Genomic DNA, 22388 nt, shown 5'->3' with positions numbered 1-22388 from the left:
AATGCAAAGAATCAGCTGCGATTATCAAACTGAATCACACGGTATTCGTGTTGGCCGACTGACAGTCTCCCCGCTCCGACTGAACGGTTTGCCAAAAGGTCGGTCCCCTCTTCCGGAAGCGTCACACTTCCGCCTTTTCCATCCATATTAACGATAACCCATACAAGGCCGTTTCCTCCTTTTCTCGGGGCAACAATCGTACCGGGGGTGACATCGGACTTTACAGAAACGGCTGCTTCTCCCGCATAATGCCTGACGAGCGCTTCCAGCATTGCATCCCCTTTTTCGCCTGATGGAAGCGAGCCGAGCATGACCATTTTCCCTTTGCCGTGCTCTCGTTCTGACAGAAATGCATGACCGGCGCCAGGACCGGATTCAATTGTGCCGAGAGTGTTTCCGCTCTCTGTATCAAACACCGCGCTCCACAGCCCGAGCGGCGCCGTCATGCCAAACGCTTTTCCTGTATTTGCATCCTCGTTCATCGGGAACGTGAACAGTGTTTTGATTCCGGCTGTTTTCTCCAGTTCTCCAAGGGCATAATCGGTATGAACCGTATGCTCGCCCGTACGCCCTCCCGTCAGCGGCCCGGCAATCCATATGCCGCCCGCTTCAGCAAATGCGGAAGCTTTTTTGATAAAAGCAGAAGACAGATAAGGCACAAATGGCGTAAACAGCACACGATAGCCCTCCAGCGGAAAGCCTTCCGGAACGAGATCACGATGAATACCCGTGTTGAGGATGCGCTCGTAAAAGTGTGTGATAAGCGTTCGGTGTTGGAGCCCCCGGTGAGGTTCTGTTTTCAGAAACGCTTTCGCCCTGTCGGAATAGGTCATTGCAACTTCAGCCTGAACGGGCACCGTAGAAAGAATGATCGGTTCGATTTCCTTTCTTGCCCGCTCAACCGCCAAAACGTTTTGATAACCGACCGTCGGCTCTCCCCAGGCACTAAGGACGGAACCGTGTGAAATCTCGCTGCCTGAACGCTGCTGGCGCCACAGCCAGTAGCAAAATCCCTCGCTCCCCAAGGCGTAAGAAGACACGGCTTCAGCTTGTAAATACCCATCGGCGTGCGGCATGGCACAGCTTTCGAGCGAGGCTGCATAGGACGGGCTTGTTTCCAGAATCCAAAACGGGCGGTCTTTTTTGAAATGCCTCCAAATATCACAATTTAATAAAAATGCAGATGCATTTTCTTGGGAAGCGTACGTATCATAGGAAGCAAAATCGAGATTCTGAAACATCCGCTCATTGTCTGTGCTGAACATGACCGAGCCGTTATGAGTGATTGGCGCATCTGAATAACAGCGGATGATTTTCGCCTGTTCATCCGCAAATTGAGCGATCATCTCCATCGAAAACAGCTGATACATCGTGCGCAATGAAGCGTGATGCAAAAACGGGGCCGGACCCGGCTGCGGCACCTGCTCAAAGGTTTGATAGGTTTCGCTCCACACATCGGTTCCCCACGCTTCATTTAACCGTTCAATCACACCGTAACGGTTTCTAAGCCAGACATGCCATAAGCTTAAGCACGTCTCACACATGCATTCAGCCACATGGCATTTAAATTCATTATCGAGCTGCCAGCCGATCAGCCCCGGCAGGTGTCCCAGCTCTTTGGCGATGCTTGTGGTGATGATGGCGGCTCTTTTTCGGAAATATTGGTTATTTGTACAAGCATGCTGACGGGAGCCGTGCCCCATCACCTCTCTTTTTTCGTTGATATGCATTCGCTCAGGCCGGCCGTGCGACAGCCAAATAGGCGGTGTCGGCGTCGGTGTGCACATGATCGTTTCGATGCCGTTGTCATACATCCGGCTGATCATTTCCTTAAAAAAGCTCAAGTCAATTTTTCCTTCTTCCGGCTCGATCACAGACCAGGCGAATTCACCCATTCGCACGACATTGATGCCGACCTCCCGCATCCTGTCAATATCCTGCTGAATCGTCTTTTCATCCCATAGCTCCGGATAATAGCAAGCGCCGTGATATAATTTTCTCCCCAAGTCCTTCACCCTTCTTTGACGATGGATTCTGTTAATGGCAGGCCGAGCTCCTTCATGCCTTTCGCTACGAGTTTTGCCATTTCATTTGCGCCTTTTTTTGTAAAATGCGTGTAATCGTCAATCCCCTCAGAAACCATAAAATAGGTGTATACTTTTTCTTCGCCCTTCTCAGTAAAGAAAGCGAGGCTTTTTTCCATTAGATCAATGAGCTGGACATTCTCCTCAGCGGCCGTCTGCTTCATGGCAATACAATAATCAGGAAAGTCGTTCAAAAACACGCCGTTTTCATAATGAAAGCGGGCTACTGGGGTAATGAGAAGCGGATGCGCGCCTTTTTCTCTAGCGCCTGCGATATACTGCTTTAAATATTGTTTATAGGTGGTATAGGGCTCGGTGTAGCGCTCCGGCTTATTTTTCGACGCGTCATTATGGCCCATCTGCACAAACAGCCAATCATCCGGCTCAATCACATCAAGGATCGCCTGAAGCCTGCCTTCCTCCACAAAGGTTTTTGAGCTTCTGCCGCCGATCGCTTTATTGATCACCTGAATATGCTCCGGCAGATGCGAACCGAGAAACTGCCCCCAGCCCCCTTGATTTGTACTTTCTCCATACGTTTGGACAGTCGAATCACCAGCAAGATAAAGATGATGTGCCATGTCTCATTCCCCCTCGTTTTTTTCACTTAATATAAACTCAATGGCAGAAAGCTCCTCGTTTGAAAAATCCGCTGATTGCAAAGCTTGAACGTTTTCCTCTATTTGTTGCGCCCGGCTTGCTCCAATTAAAACGGAGGTCATCCGGGCATCCTTCAAAAGCCATGAGAGCGCCATTTGCGGGAGCGATTGTCCCCGTTCTTTCGCAACCAGATTCAGCCTTTGCGCCTTACTGACCGTCCTTTCGGTAATGTGCTCCGCCTGGAGGAAAGGACTGTTCGCATCCTTTGCTCTTGAGGTTTCCGAGATGGCGGAAACGTACTTTGTCGTGAGAAGCCCTTGAGCGAGCGGCGCAAACGCGATGCAGCCGGCTCCCTTTTTGTCCAGCACATCAAGCAGCCCTTTTTCCGGATCTCGGTGAAACATCGAATATCGCGTCTGATGGATGGCGAGCCGGACTCCGAGCTGTTGTAAAAGATCGGCGGCGCGCTCTGTCTCTTCAGGGCTGTAGTTTGACAGTCCGACATACAAAGCTTTTCCTTGACGCACAAAGCCCGCCAGCGTCTCCATCGTTTCCTCAAGCGGCGTTTCAGGATCAGGACGGTGCGAATAGAAGAGATCCACATAATCAAGTCCCAGCCGCTTTAAACTTTGATTCAAGCTGGCAGTTAAATGTTTTTTCGAACCGCCATTGCCATACGGCCCCTTCCACATGTCATAGCCGGCTTTAGTGCTGATGACGAGTTCATCACGGTAAGGCGCAAAATCCGTTTTCAGTATGCGCCCGAACATCTCCTCAGCGGAGCCGGGCGGCGGGCCGTAATTGTTGGCCAGATCAAAATGGACAATGCCTGCATCAAATGCGGCTCTCAGCATGGACCGCGCGTTCTCCGGAGAATAGGCAGCACCGAACTGATGCCAGAGGCCGAGAGAAACGGCGGGAAGCCTTAATCCGGTTCGCCCGGCTTTGTGATAGGTCATTTTGTCATAGCGTTCAGTCTTTGCTTCGTATCCCATACGTTCCTCCTAAAGCGGCGTCTCCGCTTTGTTTCCCGCTATGTACAGAGCGGGCTTCGGCGGTTTTTTCATCCCTGTTCCGAGATAAAAGCTTGTGTGCGGCGGCTGGTTGTACGCGGTGTTCTGCCAAGCGATCCCGAGCCTGTAAACCGGATCGTGCATCAGTGTGTAAAAACGATGGCGGGTAAGGTGTGTCGTTGTATAGATACGGAGCGCACTGCTGTCTTCGGTTCTCCAAATGACCTCTTCCCGCCAGTCTCCGAACAGGTTGGCCTGAAGAACCGGGTTTCCTTTTGTCCCGTTGTTGGACAGCACACCTTCCGGCTGAAAAATCGTTTTTAAACAGCGGTTTTCAGCATCCCACTTTTCAATCTTTGGTTTGCCGATTGTTCCATTCCATTCATGATCCAACAGCTCCCTGACCAAGTCCCCGTCCCACCAAATGGCGAAATTGGCTGAAGCAGGCGCTTTGTCGCTGATTTTTTCTCCTTTGCTCGTATAGAGCCCATATGACATTCCATCATTGCCCGGCGGATCAATTCCCCAAACGAGCGATCCCTTGTACCGAGGGTCAATGTGAGCCGCCATTCCTCTGCCGACATCTGTTCCGGCATGGACGCCCCATAACACCTCGCCTGTTCCGGCATCACGCAGCGACAACCCATACGGCTTGCTTGCGTCCTCATGAACCTGAAACACTTCAAGCCCTTTGCGTGACGGATCTAGATCGCCGACGTGCATGGCGTCTCCGTGTCCGAGTTCCGTCGTGTACAGACCGGTTCCGTCATGATCAACCGCCATGGCGCCGTAAATAATTTCATCCTTTCCATCTCCATCAACATCGGCAACGCTCAAGCTGTGGTTGCCCTGTCCCGCGTATGCTTCATGCCCCGGCTGATTAGAGTCAAACGTCCAGCGTTTTTTCAGCCTGCCGTTCCTGAAATCATAAGCGACCAATACCGTTCTCGTATAATAACCCCGTGCCATCACCAGGCTCGGCCGCTCTCCATCTAAATAAGCGATTCCGGCTAGAAAACGGTCCATCCGGTTGCCGTAGCCGTCTCCCCAATCCTTCAGGTTACCGCGAGGCGGTTCATAATCGACAGTCGTGAGCGCTTCACCGGTTTCCCCTTTAAACACTGTCAAATATTCCGGACCTGACAGGATTCTGCCCTGCTCATTCCTGAAATCAGCATGCGCTTCACCGATGATGTTTCCTTTGCCGTCTATTGTGCCGTCGGCTGTTTTCATAGCGATTTCTGCTTTTCCGTCACCGTCTAAGTCATAGACCATAAACTGCGTATAATGGGCGCCTGCTCTGATATTTCTGCCGAGGTTGATCCGCCACAGAAAAGTGCCATTCAGTTTATAGGCGTCAATGAGGACGTCTCCGGTATATCCGTCGTGGGCGTTATCTTTTGAGTTGGACGGGTTCCATTTCAGGATGATTTCATATTCTCCGTCCCCATCCACATCTCCGACGCTCGCATCATTGGCGCTGTAGGTATACGGTTTTCCGTCCGGTGTCACGCCGCCTTCGGGTTTGTTAAGCGGGAGCTCGAGAACGTTTTCCCGCCAAACGGAAGCTTCTTTCGAAAGCCTTTCTTCCCGGCCTTTATAGACAGCCGCCACTTGATAGAGAGAGCCCTCCGTTCCCTTTTCATCCAGAAAATTGGTGCTATCCGCAATCGGTTTGCCAGTGATCCGATCTCCGTTCCGATAAATGTGAAAAGCAACAGTCTCATGATCGGTTGCGAGAAAACGCCAGCTCACAAATACGCCTTGCTCCGTTTTGACCGCGATCAGGCCTCTGGTCAGGTATTCCATTTGCCTCTTTTTTGGTTTCATTTTAAATGGGAACGGGCCAAGCGTACGGCCCGTTCCTTCCCCCCTTCTGTTAAGGCGTATACATATTCGGTTTAGACTGTGCCGCCATGCCGTCTCCTAAAAAGAAGCTTGTATGCGGCGGCTGGTTATACGCGACATTTTGCCAGGCAATGCCGAGCCGGTACACAGGATCATGCATCAGCGTATACAGCCTGTGCTCGGTCGGGATTGTGGTGGTGTAGATGCGGAGCGCACTGCTGTCCTCAGTTCTCCACACAGCTTCCTCCCGCCAGTCACCGAGCAGATCAGCCTGAAGAGCCGGTGTTGCTTTTGTAGAGTTATTGGAGACAGCACCTGATGCCGTCAGCAGGTTTTTAGAGACGCCGTTTTGATAATCCCATTTATCAATCCTGTTGCTGTCCAGCTGTTCCCGCAGCAGGTCATCGTCCCACCAGATGCCGAAATTGGTTGACGACGGCACACTGTTGCCGATTTTGGCGCCTTTCGATGTGTAAAGAGAACCGTTCGCCCAAACCTCTTGTCCCGGATAGCGCGGATCAATATCAGCAGCCATGCCCCGGCCTACATCCTTGCCGGCGTGGACACCCCAAATGATTTTTCCCGTTGCGGCGTCACGGAAGGATAAGCCGTATTGCGCGTTTTTGTCCTCATGAACCTGAAATACTTCAAGCCCCGGCCGGCTCGGATCAAGATCTCCGGCATGCAGCGCGTCTCCGTGGCCTAAGCCTGTCGAGTACATGCCTTTGCCGTCATGGTCAACCGCCATTGAGCCGAAGATGATTTCATCCTTGCCGTCTCCGTCCACATCTGCAATGCTTAAGTTGTGATTGCCCTGTCCGGCGAAAGCTTGATTACCCGACTTAGAGGAATCCAGCGTCCAAAGCTTTGACAGTTTTCCGTCTCTGAAGTTATACGCAACAAGCATGGTTTTGGCGTAATAGCCTCTAGTCATAATCAGGCTCGGACGCTGTCCGTCGAGATACGCAATGCCCGCAAGAAAACGATCGACCCGGTTGCCGTAGCTGTCACCCCAATCTGATACATTGCCCCGTGCCGGTTCAAAGTTTGAAGTGACAAGCTCTTTTCCCGTTTCACCTTGAAAGACAGTCAGGTACTCAGGACCAGAAAGCACACGCCCCTGCTCATTTCTGTAATCGGCATTCGCATTTCCGATCACTTTTCCCGTGCCGTCTTTTGTTCCGTCAGCGGTTTTCATCGCCACTTCCGCTTTTCCGTCACCATCCAGGTCATACACCATAAACTGAGTGTAGTGTGCGCCCGCTCTGATGTTTTTGCCGAGACCGATTCGCCATAATTTTGTTCCGTCCAGCTTATACGCATCAATAAACACTTCACCCGTATAGCCGTCCTGTGAATTGTCCTTTGAATTGGACGGATCCCATTTTAGGATCAGCTCATACTGCCCATCGCCATCCACATCGCCCGTACTGGCATCATTGGCACTGTAGGTATAGGCTTCACCCTTTGGTGTCTTGCCTCCAGCCGGTTTATCAAGCGGAACGGAATGATACGGCTGTGCCCATACAGAGGCTTTTTCAGAAGCGGCCTGCTCGGTTCCGTTTACAACAGCCCGAATGGAATACGATGAGCCAGCTGTTCCGTTTTTATCGATATAATTCGTGGATTTGACAGGCGAAGCATTCAGCTTTTGTCCGTCTCTGTACACATTAAACGTCACAGATGCGTTTTCTGTCCCAAGAAACCGCCAGCTGACAAAAATGCCGCCATCCGTTTTGACTGCCACAAGGCCCCGGTTCAGCGCTTCCATCTGCCGCGCCGCTCCTTCTGCTTTGACAGGAAACACAGAAGCCCCCATCATCAACAACACCAACAATGTGAGAGTGGTAAACATGCTTTTTCTTCGTCTAATCATCAGACAGCTCCTTATCATTTATCTGTAAGCGCTTACTTAAATTGGATTTTATGCGCTTGAGGAGCTGTCTTCAATGTCACATTTTTGCATAAACGTTTTTGATTGGCTGCACTTTTTTGCCCGTTTGTCATTTTTTTGTTTATCAGGCCTGATGACGGTGCTGCGCCTCTGTTTTTTGAAACCCTCTGAAAGCAAAAAACATCGACACGAGCCCAAATAAACTTGGGCCGTAAAATGGGATCAGGCCCGGAAGCGTATACAGCAAATAAAGCACAAATCCGCAGCCGATCAGCATGCAGCCGGTGGTCAGCGGCCGCATGGCGCCTAACAGCAGCGCTTGCGGAATATATTGGCGAAGCGGAAGCTTGTAATGCACATAAAGAGGAAACACATACATGAGCGCGACAGTATACAAAAGCCCCGCCAAGAGGGTGCAACTCGTCACGGTAAAGGACAGCCAATCCGCACTTGCCGAAAAATAATAATAATTAGCCGACAAAATAAGCAAAAGAGCAAAAAACGCAAGTCCAATCGCATTGACCTTCAGAAACTCTTTTTTGTAGGTATCCAGAAATAACGCAAATACTGGGACATCTTTTTGCCCCATCAGCCATTTCCGTATGACGGCACACATCGCGGCTGTGCTCGGCGCCCATCCGAAAAGAACGCCGCCCAAAAGTGTAAACAACAGCCACAGCCCGTTCAGCCACGCGATTTTTACGACCGCTTCACAGCCTGCATAAAGCGCATCCGTCACAGTCGTCTTCATTTTCTCACCGCTTGGTGCACAGACAAATCACGATAAGCGGCTTTCATCGGCGCCATTTGCCTCAGCCCGATTTTTCCTTTTGTTAACACAGGTCCGAATGTGCTTCCGTCATCCTGCCACTCCAGAATGGGCAGATCATTGATCGAAAAATGCACATACCCTTTATCCTTAATAAGCTTCATATGATACGGGGAATCAGCGTCGTCCGGAGAAGGCAGCGGATCAGCTCCCATTGCAGCGAGGTGGAAACCGCGGCTTTTTCTTACATTGCAGGTGCGGAACGCTCTTTCCTCCGGGTATTTTCTGCGGAAATACGACAGATGGAGCGCATTGATGTCTCCGGAATGGTATTCGGGGTACTTTCCTGTTCTTTTCTTGAGTCGCGGGTCAAATAAGTCCTCGCCTCCGATGCCTGTAGCTGCGAAAAACAGCATACACAGCCCCGGCTGTTCAATCGGGTAAAAATCCCACTTCACAATGATGCCGTCGGGAAATGTTTCCGGGCACCAATAAACAAAGTGCGCTTCGTCCTGTACATGTGACAGGTGCATACGGTAATCTTCGAATGAAACCTGCCCGCCTCCCTCCATCCGCCAGTCCTTCACATCGCTTGCTGAACGGAACGGATTGCGGTACAGGCACGCGCCTTCTTTATACATGTTCTTTCCCCTCCCGGCTTACGAGATGGTCCTTCAGCGGAAAGCCGATTTCTTCGATGCCTTCAGCAACGAGCTTTGCAACCTCCATGGCCCCTTCTTCTGAAAAATGCGTATTATCCTCAATGCCATCTGGATAATTCGGATGTTCATTCGGCTGAAGCCACACGAACAAACGCTTTGACTCCTCCGGTCCGTATGCTTCATAAAGCGCCTTCGTTTTCGTTAACAAATCAATGACCGGCACATCAAACTCCTTCGCTAACGCTTTCATCGCATCCGGATACTCACCGAGCGTGTGCTCAATCTTTCCGTTCTCATCAAAGCGGCGGCGCTGCACTGATGTAACGAACACAGGCTGCGCTCCTTTTTCTCGTGCTGTGTCCGCAAACAAAGTGAGAAATTGCTGATACGTCGAGTACGGCTTCGTCCCCCGCGGTTTCTGGTCATTGTGGCCGAATTGAATAAACAAATAATCGCCTTGTGCTATGCACTCAGCAATCGCCCGAAGCCTTCCTTCCTCCACAAAAGAGTTGGTGCTTGCTCCCCCTTTGGCGTGATTGCGCACCTTCACCTGTTCAGTGAACAATTGACCGAAAACCTGCCCCCAGCCTGCCATCGGCGCTTCATGCGGCGGGCAGTCGCTTACGGTGGAATCCCCTGCTAAAAACACCTGAATCGGTTTTTCCATCACATGTCCTCTCCTTTCACGGCGTTTCCTGATACATTTGCCTAAAAACTCCCGGCGGCATGCCGACCTGCTTTTTAAAAATCCGGTTGAAATAATTGTGGCGATAGCCGACTTCTTCTGACACATCATGAATTTTTTTATTCGTATTTACCAGCAGTTCTTTTGCTTTTTCAATTCTTATGCGGGTCACATAATCAATAAAATTAACGCCCGTCACTTGTTTAAAGGCCTTGCTCAAGGTATAAGAATTCATGCCCAGCGCATCCGCGCAGCTTTCAAGAGAAAGATCCGCCATATACTGCTCATGAATCATCGCAATCACACGTTCTGCCACCTGTTTTTGCTGTCTGTTTTTTCCGCCTTCAAGTTTGGCGAGATACGGGGTGACAACCGCATCCATCAGCCAGGCAGCCGCTTGGACAGGCTCATGCAGCTCAGATATTTCCCGAAGCATATCCCTGTTGCCAAACAGCTCGCTCGGATGAAGGCCGGAATGCAGAATATCCTCCTGGATGCGGGAAAACAGCTGAATCAGCGCAGAATGCACTTGTCTGTCGCTGACCGCCTTTTCGGCCAGTTCATCCATACATAAGCGAATCAGCTCTTCTGCTTCCGCTTTTCTTTCCAGCCGAATGGCCTGAACGATTTGCTTTTCAAGTTCAAAAGGATAGCAGGGTGCGGATGGCTCAGCCTGAAAAACATCATCCTGCAAATCTATGATCTGATGGCGATTGGCAAAACACCTGCGGGACTTGCCGCTTTTCACATCCTTAAACAGAGATGGGATATCCATAATACGGGCCGATTGCCTGCTCATTGTTCCGGTCAGGCTTAGTCCCGTGACAGCACCAAATATGCGGGCCAGCTCTGAAACATACCCCTTCAGATCCGATCCGCTCGTTTTCATCACAAGCACGGTGACGGAAAGGCGGCCAATATGAAGAATTGAAGGTTGAAAACGGCGGTTTGCCGCAAGCTCCTCATGTAAATTGGTCAGTGTAAACACAGCAAGCTGTTCATCATCGGCATAGAACATGCTCTTATCACCACGAAGCCCTGTCACCTGAAGATCAAGCACGTGAAATACGTGTTCCCCGATGTCCCAGCCCGCATCCTCCATCCGCGATCTGAGACTGTCCTCTGTGTCATAGTAAAAATCACCCTGGAGAAGGTGCTGCAAAAAACTCTTTTTCATATGGGGCGTCTGCCGGAGCAGCTGCTCTTGAAGCTTTCGGCTCTCAAGGGAAAGGTCATTCCATCTCTTTTCTATCCACTTAAATTCGTCCTGGCCTGACGCCTGCCATGTTTTTTTCTCTCCTCCCGTAAACAGTCCGAGCAGATGCTGAATCGGGCGATAGATTTTCTTTGAAGCGTACCACGTCATGCACACAGCCAAGCCGATACAAATGACAAGCATCACAATAATCACCTTTGATAAAAACACCATCGGCGCTGTAATAGCTGAAAGAGGCGCCGCAGAAACAAAGGTCCACTTCTGATGCATTCGCTTCATTTCTCCATAGGAGACGGAATACACCGTGCCGTCCCAATCCATCTGAAAATGACCTTTCTGGTGAGGCTGTTTATTCACCTCATTCAGTAAAGCATTTTCAAAATCCTTTTCTCCCCCATGGAAAAGCACCTCCCGCTTTTGATCAAGAAGTAGCGCGCTGCCTTCAGGGTAAGGAGACAAACTTTGCAGGAGCTCCTCCATTTCTTTCGGGTCTACCGTCAGCATGATCGCGCCAAACGGTTTCTCGGCCGCACCCGGAATGAGCTGAATCAGTGCGGCGTCTTTTCCCGGCCGGCTCCAATAAATACTCCGATCTGAGGTGAGAAGCGAGCGGTATTTGCGAAGCATATCCTGTTCTGTCAGCACGCTGTATTCAGGGCTCAGCACAAGAGGCCGGGGGCTGTTCAGAAAGATAGAAGCCTGCTGAATCAGCGGCTGCTGGTCCCGCAATAGAAACAGCTTTTTCGTTAATTGATAGGAGAATGTAAAGTCTTTCTCCAAATCCTTTTCGGCCAATCCGTTCATCAGCGAGGAATCGTATGCCATTTGGGCAAGCGTCAGCTCAAGGTCTTCCAGCTTCTCATCCATCCGGCTGACTTCACGCGCCACCTGTGTTTCATGCGACTTTTGCAGCTCTTTCTCCACCTTATCGATAGACAAAAAGTAGATGGCCCCGCCTGTCAGCAGTCCGGGAATACAGGCAATCAGCAAAATGAAAACAAAGTTTCTTTTGAAATACGTTCCCTTCCAGTGTGAAACCCGTTCTTTCTGTTGAGGCTGTTTTTTCATCCCTTTCCCCCCGCCGCCGTCTTTACTGATACACGCGTTTTTTCGTTCTCAGCACATCAGCGAGAAATGTGAGTGCAAGCCCCTGTCCCCAGCCTTGTATTCGTTTGTAAGGCACTTGTTTGTATCCTTCCGCATTTTTCATGACGGCTGTGCCCGCGGATACTTTACTGACCCGACCGTCCTCTTCCACCGCATCCAAAATGGCGGCAAGTGATTTCTGCACGTATTTTGAATAGAGCTTCCCGCTCGACAGCAAAGCAGAGGCAATGCCCGCCGATGCGGAAACCTCCAAATACGAATCCGGATCATCCAAAATGGTATGCCACAGCCCTGAATCGTCCTGCAGCCGGACAAGCGCGCTCAGCTGGTCTCTGAGCGATCCATCAATAATCATAAAAGAAGGATGCGTCACCTCAATGAGCGGGAGCGCTTTTGCCATCGTGAGCGCAGCCCAGCCATTCGCCCGGCCCCAATAAATCCCCGACAGGTGATTTTGCGCTTTGTTGTCCCAGGCATGGTAATACAAATTGGTTACGGGGTCCTGCAGCACGTCCTCATGTCCATGAAACTGGCGCAGGCCGTCCTCGAAGTAATCCTCCCGCTCCATCACACGGCCGATTCTCAACATAAACAGCCCCGCCATCATCAGCGTATCCGCCCACGCCTGCTCAGGAAACACATAATCCGCCGAGTTCACCGTATGCTGAAGAATACCTTCCCCAAAACGGGGCGCGTGATGAAGCACATATTCCGCCATCTCGCCAGCCGTTTCCAAATAGACATGATCTCCCGTCACCTGATGCAGAAATAAAAGCGTATGCCCGATGGAAACCCCGTTGATCGACAGCGGCGGCAGCCCATCCTCCAGCTGTTCATCCACCCACGTTTTTAACAGTTTGATATACTCCTCGTTTTCCGTCGCTTCATACGCCTCCGCCACGCCGTAAAACGCGACGCCGCCCGGCCAATCCCACGCAAAATCCATTTGAAATGTTCGTTTCACGATTCGGTCCATAACGGATGTGACCTTTTCTTCATCAAAGATAAGCTGTGCCATCTGCAACACTCCTTTTTATTTTAATCCAGTCGTACTGATGCCCTGAACGATATATTTTTGAAACAGAAAGAATACGAGAATCACAGGCAGCAAAGAGACGGCCGACATGGCAAACATCGCGCCCCAGTTCGAAGCGGATTCCGTATCGAGGAAAAGCTTCAGCGCAAGTGAAACAGGATAAAGCTCCGGCTTATTCAAATATAAGAGCGGCTGAATCAGCTCCTCCCACTTCCAATAGAAGGAAAAAATCGCAGACGTCGCAAGCGCCGGTGCAATGAGGGGCAGAATGATCCGCCAAAAACAGGCAAAGCGCCCGCACCCGTCGATTCTCGCTGCTTCATCCAGCTCCTCAGGGATCGTCCGGATAAACTGGATCATCAGAAAGATAAAAAACGCATGCCCGAAAAATTGCGGAACGACAATCGGTTTAAAAGAATTCAGCCAGTCTAATTTCGCAAACATAATGTACTGCGGAATCATCAGCACTTCATGCGGCAGCATTAACGTCCCCATCATGCAGGCGAACCAAAATGCTTTTCCTTTAAACGGGATGCGCGCAAAGCCGTAGGCAATGACAGCCGATGACAGAACGGCGCCGATTGTAGACAGACCGACAATGATCGCCGAGTTTTTAATAAAGGTCAAAAACGGCTGACCCGCAATGCCCTTCCACCCTTCAGCATAGTTGCTGAGAATAAAAGGATCTGGAATGAGAGAATGAGAGGTTGTGAAAATACTGGAGCTTTCTTTAAAAGAACTGACAAACAGCCAAATGACGGGATACAGCAATAACACCGCCAGTGACGCCGTAAAAACATGGAACAGAATGCGTTTTGGCTTGATGCGCCCGGCTTTTTTCCCTTCAAACACCGGGGCTTGCCTGACAGGCTGGTTGACCGGCTCCATCCGTTATTCCTCCTTTGATTCGTAGTGAACCCAATATGATGATGTTTTAAATAAAATCAGCGTAATCATTCCGACAATGATCAGCATGATCCACGCCATCGCCGAGGCGTAGCCCATTTGAAAATAGTTAAACGCCCGCTGGAACAAATAAAGTGAATACAATAGCGTCCCGTCAAGCGGACCGCCCTCGCCTTTTGAGATGATATAGGCCGGGGTAAAGGTCATAAAAGCAGAAATCGTCTGCATGACCAGGTTAAAGAAAATAATCGGCGTCAGCATCGGAAGCGTGATCCTAAAGAAGCGCTGCACCCGATTTGCGCCGTCCACGCTGGCCGCCTCCAAGTATGATGCCGGAATGTTTTTCAGCCCGGCCAAAAAAATCAGCATGGATGACCCAAACTGCCAGACGGACAGCAGAATCAGCGTCCATAACGCGCTTGCCGGGTCTTGGTACCAGAGAATTTTTTGATCGATCCCGACAAAAAACAGCAGCGCATTGATGACCCCGTCATTGCCGAAAATATTGCGCCACATAATGGCAACAGCCACACTTCCGCCGATGATAGAAGGCAGATAAAACAGCGTCCTGTAGATAGCCGTCCCCTTTGCCGCATTGTTTAAAATGACGGCAATAAAAAGCGCGAAGCCGAGGCGGAGCGGAACCCCGGCAAGCACGTACGTGAAAGTGACCTTCAGCGACTGCCAATACTTTTCATCACCCGTAAACATTTCCTTATAGTTATCGAGCCCGATCCACTTCGGTGCCGTAAAGAGGTCGTAGCTTGTAAAGGACAGAAACAGGGACGCGCCCATCGGAATCACCGTAAAACAGAAGAAGCCGATAATAAACGGAGAAATAAAAGCATATCCCGCCAGATTGTCTTTTCTCATACTCCGGCTTATTTTCATTCTGTCAGCCCCATTTCCCGTCAATTATTCCTCTCTAAAATGTCATTGGCCTGCTTCCGGAACGTTTTGGCGGCTTTTTCCGGCGATACCTTCTGATACAGAATCTGATCAGACGTATCCTTCAGCAGCTTGATGACCTCCGCGCTTCCTACAGGCTCCGGCGGATCGGCTTTGCTGATATTTTTCGACGCGGCTTCCACATATTCCACAATGTTGGCCTCTTCCTCATTCAGCTCCGGTTTAATCGCGTCCGCCACCTTGTCGGAAACCGGAACACCCCGTTCGCCTTTGATCAGCATGTTGGCTTCTTTATTGTTGACGAAGAAATCGATAAACTTTGCGGCCTCTTTTTTATGCTCAGAGCTTTTCGGAATCGAAAACAGCATACTCGGCTTCAGCGTCAGCGCTTTTTCCTTCATTTGCTGCGGCGGCAGATAGAGAGAAAGCGGCGAGTCTGTCAACCGGGCAAAGCCTAAATATTGATTCGAGTAGTTCCATGTAATGGCTGATTTGCCTTTGACAATAAAGTCATCTTCCATCCCTTTAATTTGGGCGCTTTCGTCCGGTGTTGGCGACGTTTTTGCTTTGACCAGTCTCAGCTGCCTCTCAAAATAGTCAACAAACAGCTTGTCATCCTGATACGCAAGGCCCGTGCCGTCCTCTTTATAAAAACGCTCACCCTTCGTGCGCAAATAATACGGGAAGAAAATATCAGGCGGGTGCATTCCGTTAGATCCGTATACGCCGGCTTTTTCCTGCAGCTCATACGCCAGCTTCTCATAATCCTTCCACGTCCAGTTTTCCTGATGAATTGAAACACCGGCTTTCTTCAGCAGATCATCATTGGCAATCACAGAAAGCACGTTGACCCCAAGTGTAAATCCGTAAAGCTTTCCTTCAATCTTTCCGCCGGACAGCATATTCTCATCGATTGAACTGACATCAATTGTTCCGTCCTTCATATATGGCGATAAATCCTCAAGCTGATTTTTCTTTCCGTATTGCGCCAAATATGCCGTATCCATTTGAATGACATCAGGCAGCTGGCCCGCGGCAGACATTGGCGCAAGCCTCTTCCAATAGTCATCCCAGTTCGCAAATTCCGCTTCAATATGGACGTGCGGATTCTTTTTCTCATATAATTCAATGACCTTTGTTGTATAGTCATGCCGCGGCTGTCCGCCCCACCATGCGATTCTGAGCGTAATGTCTTCTTTTTTCCCTGATGCTTCTTCACCCGCAGAACATCCGCTGAAAAACAAGACGCACACAAGTGACAGCAGCACGTAGTAAACCTTCTTCACATCAATCCCCCCTTTAATGTAAGTGCTTACATTTTATTTTAAAGGGTTGTGACGGGGCGAAACACTCAAAAAACAGTGGCGAAAGTTAAAAAAACAGAGATGGCTATCCTGCGGAAGCGCCCCCCTGTTTTCTTCTGAATTCTGACGGTGTCAGACCGGTATATTTTTTAAAGACGAGACTGAAATACTTCGGATTATCACCGAATCCGATTTCTTCCGCGATTTCTGATACACTCACATCCCGCCTCAGCTTCATCTGCTTCATCGCATGCTCAAGACGCACCCGCGTAACATATTGGGAAAACTTTTCGCCTGTCTCCTGCTTAAAGATTTTCCCCACATAATCAGGGTTCATAAACAGCATATCTTTTGCTGCCCATTTCAGAGAGAGATTCGGATTGCCAAGCTCGTCGGCGACAAGCCTGGTGATTTTAGAAATCAATTCACTCCGCTTTTGGCCACCGGCCGTTTCAGTTGCTTCCCGGAACAGCTGTCCTGCGTCCTGCAGCTCCCCCGTCCGGCTGATGATCACCCGGCAGCCTGCAAAGCCGTCCGCCGCCTTTTTCTCCAGATCGGGCGTGCCCTCCTCCACGGCAAACACCGCACGTCCTCCGCTGCAGCAAAAAGCTGTCAGCGCGGAACCAAACGCCTCTCTGGCGGCAGAATCTTCAGGCTGAGTGTTCTCCGCGATGATAAGGCGAATCTTCTTTCCTGCAAGCGAAGGCGGCGGAGACAGATGGGTGACACCGGCGATCAAGCCTTCCAGGTATTGATCAGCCGCAAAGGAACGGATATGATTCAGCTCATGTTTCAGGTGGGCGGCTTTCTTCTTCCGCACATCATGCCGCTTCAGCTCGGCGATGATTTCCTCTAATGAACGGATAATCTGCTGCTCATTACAGGGCTTCAGCAAATAATGCCTTACCCCGTATTTCATCGCTTCTCTCGCGTACTCAAACTCCCCAAAACCAGACAGGACGATAAATTGCACGGACGGGCAGACGGCTGACACCTTTTTGATCAGCTCAAGCCCGTCCATACCGGGCATTTTTACATCAGTGACGACGATATGCGGCTGCTTGTTTACGATCTTCTCATACGCTTCAATTCCGTTCTGCGCTTTGCCGACTAAAGAAGCGCCAAGCGTCTCCCACTTAATGATCCCTGCCATTCCGTCAAGAATGATTCTCTCATCATCAGCAAGGAGTATTTTGTACATCACACCACCTCATTTCGGCACGGTATTGTCAGCAAAATCGCCGTTCCCTTCCCTTTCTCACTTTGAATGCGTAAGCCATACGGCTCCCCGAACATCAGTCGGATGCGTTCATGAATATTCCAGAGCCCGATCCCTCTTCCGCCCGTTTTTTCAAGAATACGTTCGTCCATGCCGGGCCCATTATCTTCGACAGTAATACAGACGCACTCCTCCGTTTTTTTCGCTTGAAGGCGGATGGCGCATGGCCGAGTAAAAGGCTCAAGCGCGTATTGAATCGCATTCTCCGCTAGCGGCTGGAGTGTCAGCTTCGGAATTCGGCAATGCTTCACCTCATCGGCGATGTCCAGTGTGAAGTTCAAGCGCTCCTCAAACCGGAACCGCTGAATCGTCATATAGTGAAGCACAATATCCGCCTCCTCCTGAAGGGTCACTGTATCTTCTTTGATATGAATGCTGTTTCGCAGGAGAAAACCGAGCGATTCCACCATTTGAGAAATTTGCTTCTGCTGATTCGCTTTCGCCAGCCAATTGATGGACTCAAGCGTGTTATACAAAAAATGCGGGTTAATCTGGGCTTGCAGCGCCTTCAACTCTGTTTCTTTAATAATAAGCTGCTTTTCCACATTTTCTTCCATCAGCTCATTGATCCGCTTCATCATCACGGTAAAATGGCGGTTCAGCGTTCCGGCCTCATCCTGTGTGTGTTCCGGCAGTGACAGCGACACGCCCGCCTCAATCCCGCCGTGCTGCACCGATTTCATTGCGGACACAAGCTGCTCGATCGGCTCTGTGATGCTGTTGGCAATCTTCCGCCCGAAAAGCAAAACCACACTGAAAAACAAAAGAAAACACGTACCGATCACCGTTTTCATAAAGGAAATTTTCGCGAACATTTGATCAAAGGGGATGACATTGTAGTAACTCCAGTTTTGATAGGATGATTGAAGGAAAGAAATAAAATAACGTTTGCCATTCTTTTTTACCAAGTCATAACCAGGATGCCGCAGCGTCTGCTTTGTCATCTCAGGCGTAAGCACCGATGCATGTGCCGAATACACCAGATTGCCGTCCTTGTCTGCGATCATTATGTCTCCGACCGAATCGCCCCAATCCTTCGGCAAATCACGAATCATCTGTTTCACATTCACTTGAATCAGCACCATGCCCAAGCCATTTAAACTCAGCTGATGAAACGATCTGATTTGCCGCGCTGAAATCAGGACAGGATCTGAATTGCCAAAGGTCATCCAAAGATTCCTGCCTTTTTGCACTTTCGCCCGTTCAAATACCTCTTCCTGCTGCTGCTTCATAAGGTCCGATGAACTGCTTCCGGCGGAATACTCTGAGCCGCGGGCATCAATCAAATGAATCGAATCAATGTACTTTTCATCGCCGGCATATTGCGCAAGCTGATCCCACAGCTCCTGCTTCATTTGATACTGGTCATACGTATCATCACGGTTTTGCATGCTGAGAATGCGCTGAATTTGTTCATCGGTAATGATTTCATACGATACATCTTCAATTTTCTTCAGCTCGTCTTCAATCCGTTCAGAAGACATCCGCAGCACCTCCGAGGATTTGCGGTAAATCTGCTCATCATAGACATGAAAAGCGTACTGCACCCCGCTGTATACAAACAGAAAGGACACGGCCATGATCGATGACAGAAACACAAACAGCTTATCCTTAATCTTCATCCGCCTGTACCAGCCCGCGACTCTTCCTTTCATGCCGCCTTTTCTTTCTCCTGACGCTGATCTATTGACCTAAATGCTGTAAAGGACAGCTTCGTTAACAACAAGCTCAGCGCGCTGCCGCTGAAAAACAGCAAAAACGTCACATGAAACAGCACTAGAAACAACATTCCGACCGCACCCGCTGCCATCATCAGCGTCACCAATGGCCGGCTGAAGGCAATCAAAAAGCTGATGCTCAGCACCTGTCTGAGCTTTACATCAAAATGAGAAAAGACCGGAAACACATATAACAGCACAAACAAGAAAATCAATCCGATGCTCATAAACACATTCACCAGCACAGGCTGATTCATCTGAGCGGCAATCCGTATATCCGCAAACAAAAACAAGCCGGCCGTCACAAGAATGAGCCCCAACAGCTGAGCTGCACCCCACTCCTTCTTAAACGTCCGGATAAACACAGAAAACACCGGGACATCCGTGTTCCCCTTCGCCCACTCTCTCGCCACTGAAAACATCGCGGCCGTAGCAGGCATCAACCCAAACACGACGAGCCCGGCAAGAGAAAACAAGATCCACAGCACATTTACATAAGCCAGTCTCATCACCCATGTACAAAAACGATTCAGCCCATTTGTCAGGCTATGTATCACCGACATCACCTTCCCACTACAGAAAACGCTTTCATTGTAAAGTAATATGTATTTCTCCACTCGAAAGAAAATTCCTGCCGCCCCGTAAAAAATTCGACATCATTTGAGACGGCACATGTCTTACCTTCTCCTGATTTGCCTTTTCAACAGCCGGAACACCGTCTCGATCAAGTACCCGGCAAACGCTCCGACTATCACATGAATCCCAAGCATGCCCAGCGCCATGCCATCCCAGCCGCCGACAAAAAAGATGCTGCACCAAATTGTGATCACACCGAGAACAAGCAGCCCACCCAGTATCCATTCCGGCCATTTATTTTGCGGCATCCTCAACCGCAGAAAAATGGAGACACAAGCGGAAATACAAGCCGTCGCAATGGCCATCACATAAAAAAAGATCATCCGCCCTGTCCTCCCTTTTCAAAAAGGCAAAAAAGCCCCCTAAAAAGGACGCTTATTCTGACTTGTTCAGTTCTTTCTCAAACAAATGAAACCCCGAGGCATCTGATCCCTTAAATTCATATCCCATTCTCCGGTAGAAGGAATGCAAGGCGTCGTTATCAGCAACACAATCAAGACGGATCCGCTGTTTCCCCGGATACTCAACACCTGTCTCCGTCCATGTGAGAATCTCGGCCCCAAGCCCATTCCCCGCAAACCGGCGGCTGACCGCCAGTCGATGCAAATAAATGGACTCTTCGTGCCCTTCGTCTCCCCAAAGCGTTCTGTCCCACTCGCTCGGCTCAGGCAGAAGCATCACTACACCGGCCAGCTCTTGATCTTTCTGGAACACAAACACATGTCCGCTTTCAATTGAGCCAACAATATCATGTGAGTCATGCCCCTCCAGCAGGCCGCTCCATTGGTCAGAGCCCCGGTCCCGCAGCCATTCAGCCGTACGGACGAGCAGTCCCGTTATTTGCTCTGCATCCTCACGATCTGCCAGGCCGGCGTGAAAATCATTTGCGACAGTTTCTTTCGTAATCCTAAAAGATGTCATAAAGGCCCCCCGATCAAAACTAAACTTACATGCATACCTTCATTATAATGCAAGCAAACGACAAAAAAACAGAATATTTTGTCTGTATGTAAAAGGACGCATGAAGGGAGCCCCCGCTGCCTGTTAAAAGAGTTTCTTCTTATCCCGTTCTTCTTTTAAAATCTCAACCGCTTCCCTGAAGCGCATAGAATGCACAATTTCACGTTCACGCAAAAACCGCAGAGAATCGTTCAAATCAGGATCATCCGAAATATCAATCAGCCACTGATACGTCGCACGCGCTTTTTCTTCTGCCGCGATATCTTCATACAAATCCGCAATCGGATCGCCCTTCGCCTGAATATAGCTTGCCGTAAAAGGCACTCCCGCCGCATTGTGATAAAATAGCGCGCCGTCATGATTCGCGTAATGATCGCCAAGCCCGGCTTCACGCAGCTGCTCCGGCGTCGCATCTTTCGTCAGCTTATACACCATCGTCGCAATCATTTCCAGATGGGCAAACTCCTCCGTGCCGATATCTGTTAAAAGGCCGATGACCTTATCAGGAATGGTATAACGCTGGTTCAAATACCGGAGAGCCGCGGCCAGCTCGCCGTCCGCTCCGCCATATTGCTCAATCAAATACTTCGCCAGCGTCGGATTGCACGTGCTGACCTTGACAGGATATTGCAGCTTCTTTTCATACACCCACATTCAGGCATTCCTCCTTATACTTGCCACGGCCAAGGCCCTTTTCCCCAATCCCAATCCTCGCCCGCGGGGCTGTTTCCGAACTGCAGAAGCGGTCCGTAAGATGATTCGAACTGTCTTTTTAAGTGCCTCGAATAACCGGAATATTGATTAAATTGCTTCAGTGCGTCTTCATCATCAGGATGTGTATCTAAATACAGACTCAGCTCAACAAGCACAAAATCCGCTGCTTGAATCTGCTCAAGCTGGCGGTAATATTCCGCATCAACCTTTTTTGTCATGTGTGTCTCCCCCTCGATAAGGATTTTCATAAAAATCATAGAGATCCTTCCAAAGGGTGCCTTTCCTTAAAGCCTCCATCGGCGAAAACTGCTCCATATGCTCAGGCTGAAAGGTCATATAGAGGTTAGGCGGCGTTCTGTAATATTTCTTCCCTATGGGCGGACAGGGATCAAAACGGCTGTGAAAGGGCGTGTATGATTTAACAGGTGTAAACGGCTGCATATCCTTCATTCTGGCTCCTCCTTTCTCAAAAACAATGACCTTAATAGGTATGAGGCAAGAGGCGTTATGATGACAAAAATCTTAATAAGGAAGCTTGATTTGTTTTTCTATATCTGCAATCCGGAGCGGGCCCAAAAGCGTTAAACGCGTTAATTGATTCGCCATAAATAAAGGACTGTACTTCATGCCGCTTTCCAGCCAGGAACAAATCACCCCGATATGGGCGGAGGTGATATAGCTGACCAGTATCTCTTTCAATCTGAAGCTGTTTCTCAGATTCTTCAATGGATGAAAGCAATTCCGTAAATTCGTTTCTGAACGAATTCCGCCATCAGACTTCTGAATTGAGGAAGCCCTCTGTCGCTCAGCATTACTTGAAAGTACTCGGCGTGTTCATGGATGTACTCAAAGAGTTTCACAAATGAAACAGGCGGATGATCCTCATCCATACTGACCGGTTCTACCGGCGTATCAGGCTTAACCTGCCGGATTAAATCATCGAGAACCTCCGTCAGATTCAAAATCGGCACCGAAAACGCGGTAAGCCTTTTTAAACTCAATAGATAAAAAGAAGACCTTCGGCAGAGCAGAAAGTCTTTCTAGACTG

23 protein-coding genes are annotated in these 22388 nt (G+C 49.7%); all 23 read right to left on the bottom strand.

Features of this window, described 5'->3' with window-relative positions:
• Positions 1-11 precede the first annotated feature (11 nt).
• On the bottom strand, positions 12-2006 hold the full coding sequence (locus tag AU387_RS14360; protein ID WP_059335986.1) for a beta-galactosidase: 1995 nt from the start codon (positions 2004-2006) through the stop codon (positions 12-14).
• A 5-nt stretch (positions 2007-2011) separates the two neighbouring features.
• Positions 2012-2665, bottom strand: a complete 654-nt coding sequence (locus AU387_RS14355) for a rhamnogalacturonan acetylesterase (RefSeq protein ID WP_059293879.1) — start codon at positions 2663-2665, stop codon at positions 2012-2014.
• A gap of 3 nt (positions 2666-2668) precedes the next feature.
• Positions 2669-3679: an L-glyceraldehyde 3-phosphate reductase gene (mgrA, locus tag AU387_RS14350; RefSeq protein WP_059335985.1), complete on the bottom strand. Its 1011-nt coding sequence runs from the start codon at positions 3677-3679 to the stop codon at positions 2669-2671.
• Between the two features lie 9 nt (positions 3680-3688).
• Positions 3689-5527: a rhamnogalacturonan lyase gene (locus AU387_RS14345; RefSeq protein ID WP_059335984.1), complete on the bottom strand. Its 1839-nt coding sequence runs from the start codon at positions 5525-5527 to the stop codon at positions 3689-3691.
• A 49-nt stretch (positions 5528-5576) separates the two neighbouring features.
• Complete coding sequence (locus AU387_RS14340) at positions 5577-7421, bottom strand: rhamnogalacturonan lyase (protein ID WP_059335983.1); 1845 nt, start codon at positions 7419-7421, stop codon at positions 5577-5579.
• Between the two features lie 142 nt (positions 7422-7563).
• A complete protein-coding gene (locus tag AU387_RS14335; protein ID WP_059293883.1) occupies positions 7564-8190 on the bottom strand; it encodes a YesL family protein in 627 nt (208 codons plus the stop codon).
• On the bottom strand, positions 8187-8849 hold the full coding sequence (locus tag AU387_RS14330; protein ID WP_059335982.1) for a YesU family protein: 663 nt from the start codon (positions 8847-8849) through the stop codon (positions 8187-8189). The genes AU387_RS14335 and AU387_RS14330 overlap by 4 nt, the downstream gene beginning before the upstream one ends.
• A complete protein-coding gene (locus tag AU387_RS14325) occupies positions 8842-9540 on the bottom strand; it encodes a rhamnogalacturonan acetylesterase (RefSeq protein WP_082687915.1) in 699 nt (232 codons plus the stop codon). Before AU387_RS14325 ends, AU387_RS14330 begins: the two co-directional genes overlap by 8 nt.
• 13 nt (positions 9541-9553) lie before the next feature.
• Positions 9554-11839 (bottom strand): transcriptional regulator YesS, encoded by a 2286-nt coding sequence (yesS, locus tag AU387_RS14320; RefSeq protein WP_059335981.1) that lies wholly within the window; start codon positions 11837-11839, stop codon positions 9554-9556.
• A 22-nt stretch (positions 11840-11861) separates the two neighbouring features.
• The gene (yesR, locus tag AU387_RS14315; protein WP_059335980.1) at positions 11862-12896 is read right to left on the bottom strand and encodes a rhamnogalacturonyl hydrolase YesR; all 1035 of its coding nucleotides are present in this window, start codon (positions 12894-12896) and stop codon (positions 11862-11864) included.
• Positions 12897-12911: 15 nt separating this feature from the next.
• Complete coding sequence (locus tag AU387_RS14310; protein WP_059293888.1) at positions 12912-13802, bottom strand: carbohydrate ABC transporter permease; 891 nt, start codon at positions 13800-13802, stop codon at positions 12912-12914.
• Positions 13803-13805: 3 nt separating this feature from the next.
• Positions 13806-14735, bottom strand: a complete 930-nt coding sequence (locus AU387_RS14305) for a carbohydrate ABC transporter permease (protein WP_082687914.1) — start codon at positions 14733-14735, stop codon at positions 13806-13808.
• Positions 14732-16015: an ABC transporter substrate-binding protein gene (locus tag AU387_RS14300; protein WP_059335979.1), complete on the bottom strand. Its 1284-nt coding sequence runs from the start codon at positions 16013-16015 to the stop codon at positions 14732-14734. The genes AU387_RS14305 and AU387_RS14300 overlap by 4 nt, the downstream gene beginning before the upstream one ends.
• 103 nt (positions 16016-16118) lie before the next feature.
• Complete coding sequence (locus AU387_RS14295) at positions 16119-17234, bottom strand: response regulator transcription factor (protein ID WP_059335978.1); 1116 nt, start codon at positions 17232-17234, stop codon at positions 16119-16121.
• The gene (locus tag AU387_RS14290) at positions 17234-18967 is read right to left on the bottom strand and encodes a cache domain-containing sensor histidine kinase (protein ID WP_059335977.1); all 1734 of its coding nucleotides are present in this window, start codon (positions 18965-18967) and stop codon (positions 17234-17236) included. Before AU387_RS14290 ends, AU387_RS14295 begins: the two co-directional genes overlap by 1 nt.
• Entirely contained in the window at positions 18964-19593 is a 630-nt protein-coding gene (locus AU387_RS14285) for a YesL family protein (protein ID WP_082687913.1), read from the bottom strand. Before AU387_RS14285 ends, AU387_RS14290 begins: the two co-directional genes overlap by 4 nt.
• A 114-nt stretch (positions 19594-19707) precedes the next feature.
• Complete coding sequence (locus AU387_RS14280) at positions 19708-19989, bottom strand: YesK-like family protein (protein WP_044163495.1); 282 nt, start codon at positions 19987-19989, stop codon at positions 19708-19710.
• Positions 19990-20041: 52 nt separating this feature from the next.
• Positions 20042-20587, bottom strand: a complete 546-nt coding sequence (locus AU387_RS14275) for a GNAT family N-acetyltransferase (protein ID WP_044163492.1) — start codon at positions 20585-20587, stop codon at positions 20042-20044.
• Positions 20588-20710: 123 nt separating this feature from the next.
• On the bottom strand, positions 20711-21280 hold the full coding sequence (gene cotJC / locus AU387_RS14270; RefSeq protein WP_024120490.1) for a spore coat protein CotJC: 570 nt from the start codon (positions 21278-21280) through the stop codon (positions 20711-20713).
• Positions 21281-21294: 14 nt separating this feature from the next.
• Positions 21295-21558 (bottom strand): spore coat protein CotJB, encoded by a 264-nt coding sequence (cotJB, locus tag AU387_RS14265; protein ID WP_044163490.1) that lies wholly within the window; start codon positions 21556-21558, stop codon positions 21295-21297.
• Positions 21542-21790, bottom strand: coding sequence for a spore coat-associated protein CotJA (gene cotJA / locus AU387_RS14260; RefSeq protein WP_024120488.1), 249 nt, complete (start codon positions 21788-21790; stop codon positions 21542-21544). Before cotJA ends, cotJB begins: the two co-directional genes overlap by 17 nt.
• A 72-nt stretch (positions 21791-21862) precedes the next feature.
• Positions 21863-22039, bottom strand: a complete 177-nt coding sequence (locus tag AU387_RS22240) for a TetR-like C-terminal domain-containing protein (RefSeq protein WP_277619474.1) — start codon at positions 22037-22039, stop codon at positions 21863-21865.
• A gap of 23 nt (positions 22040-22062) precedes the next feature.
• Positions 22063-22302 (bottom strand): TetR-like C-terminal domain-containing protein, encoded by a 240-nt coding sequence (locus tag AU387_RS22235; protein ID WP_269767602.1) that lies wholly within the window; start codon positions 22300-22302, stop codon positions 22063-22065.
• Positions 22303-22388: the final 86 nt, after the last annotated feature.

Source organism: Bacillus halotolerans (assembly GCF_001517105.1).
GTDB lineage: Bacteria > Bacillota > Bacilli > Bacillales > Bacillaceae > Bacillus > Bacillus halotolerans.
The sequence above is the reverse complement of the archived record's forward strand: the minus strand, read 5'-3'. Positions and strand labels throughout refer to the sequence as shown.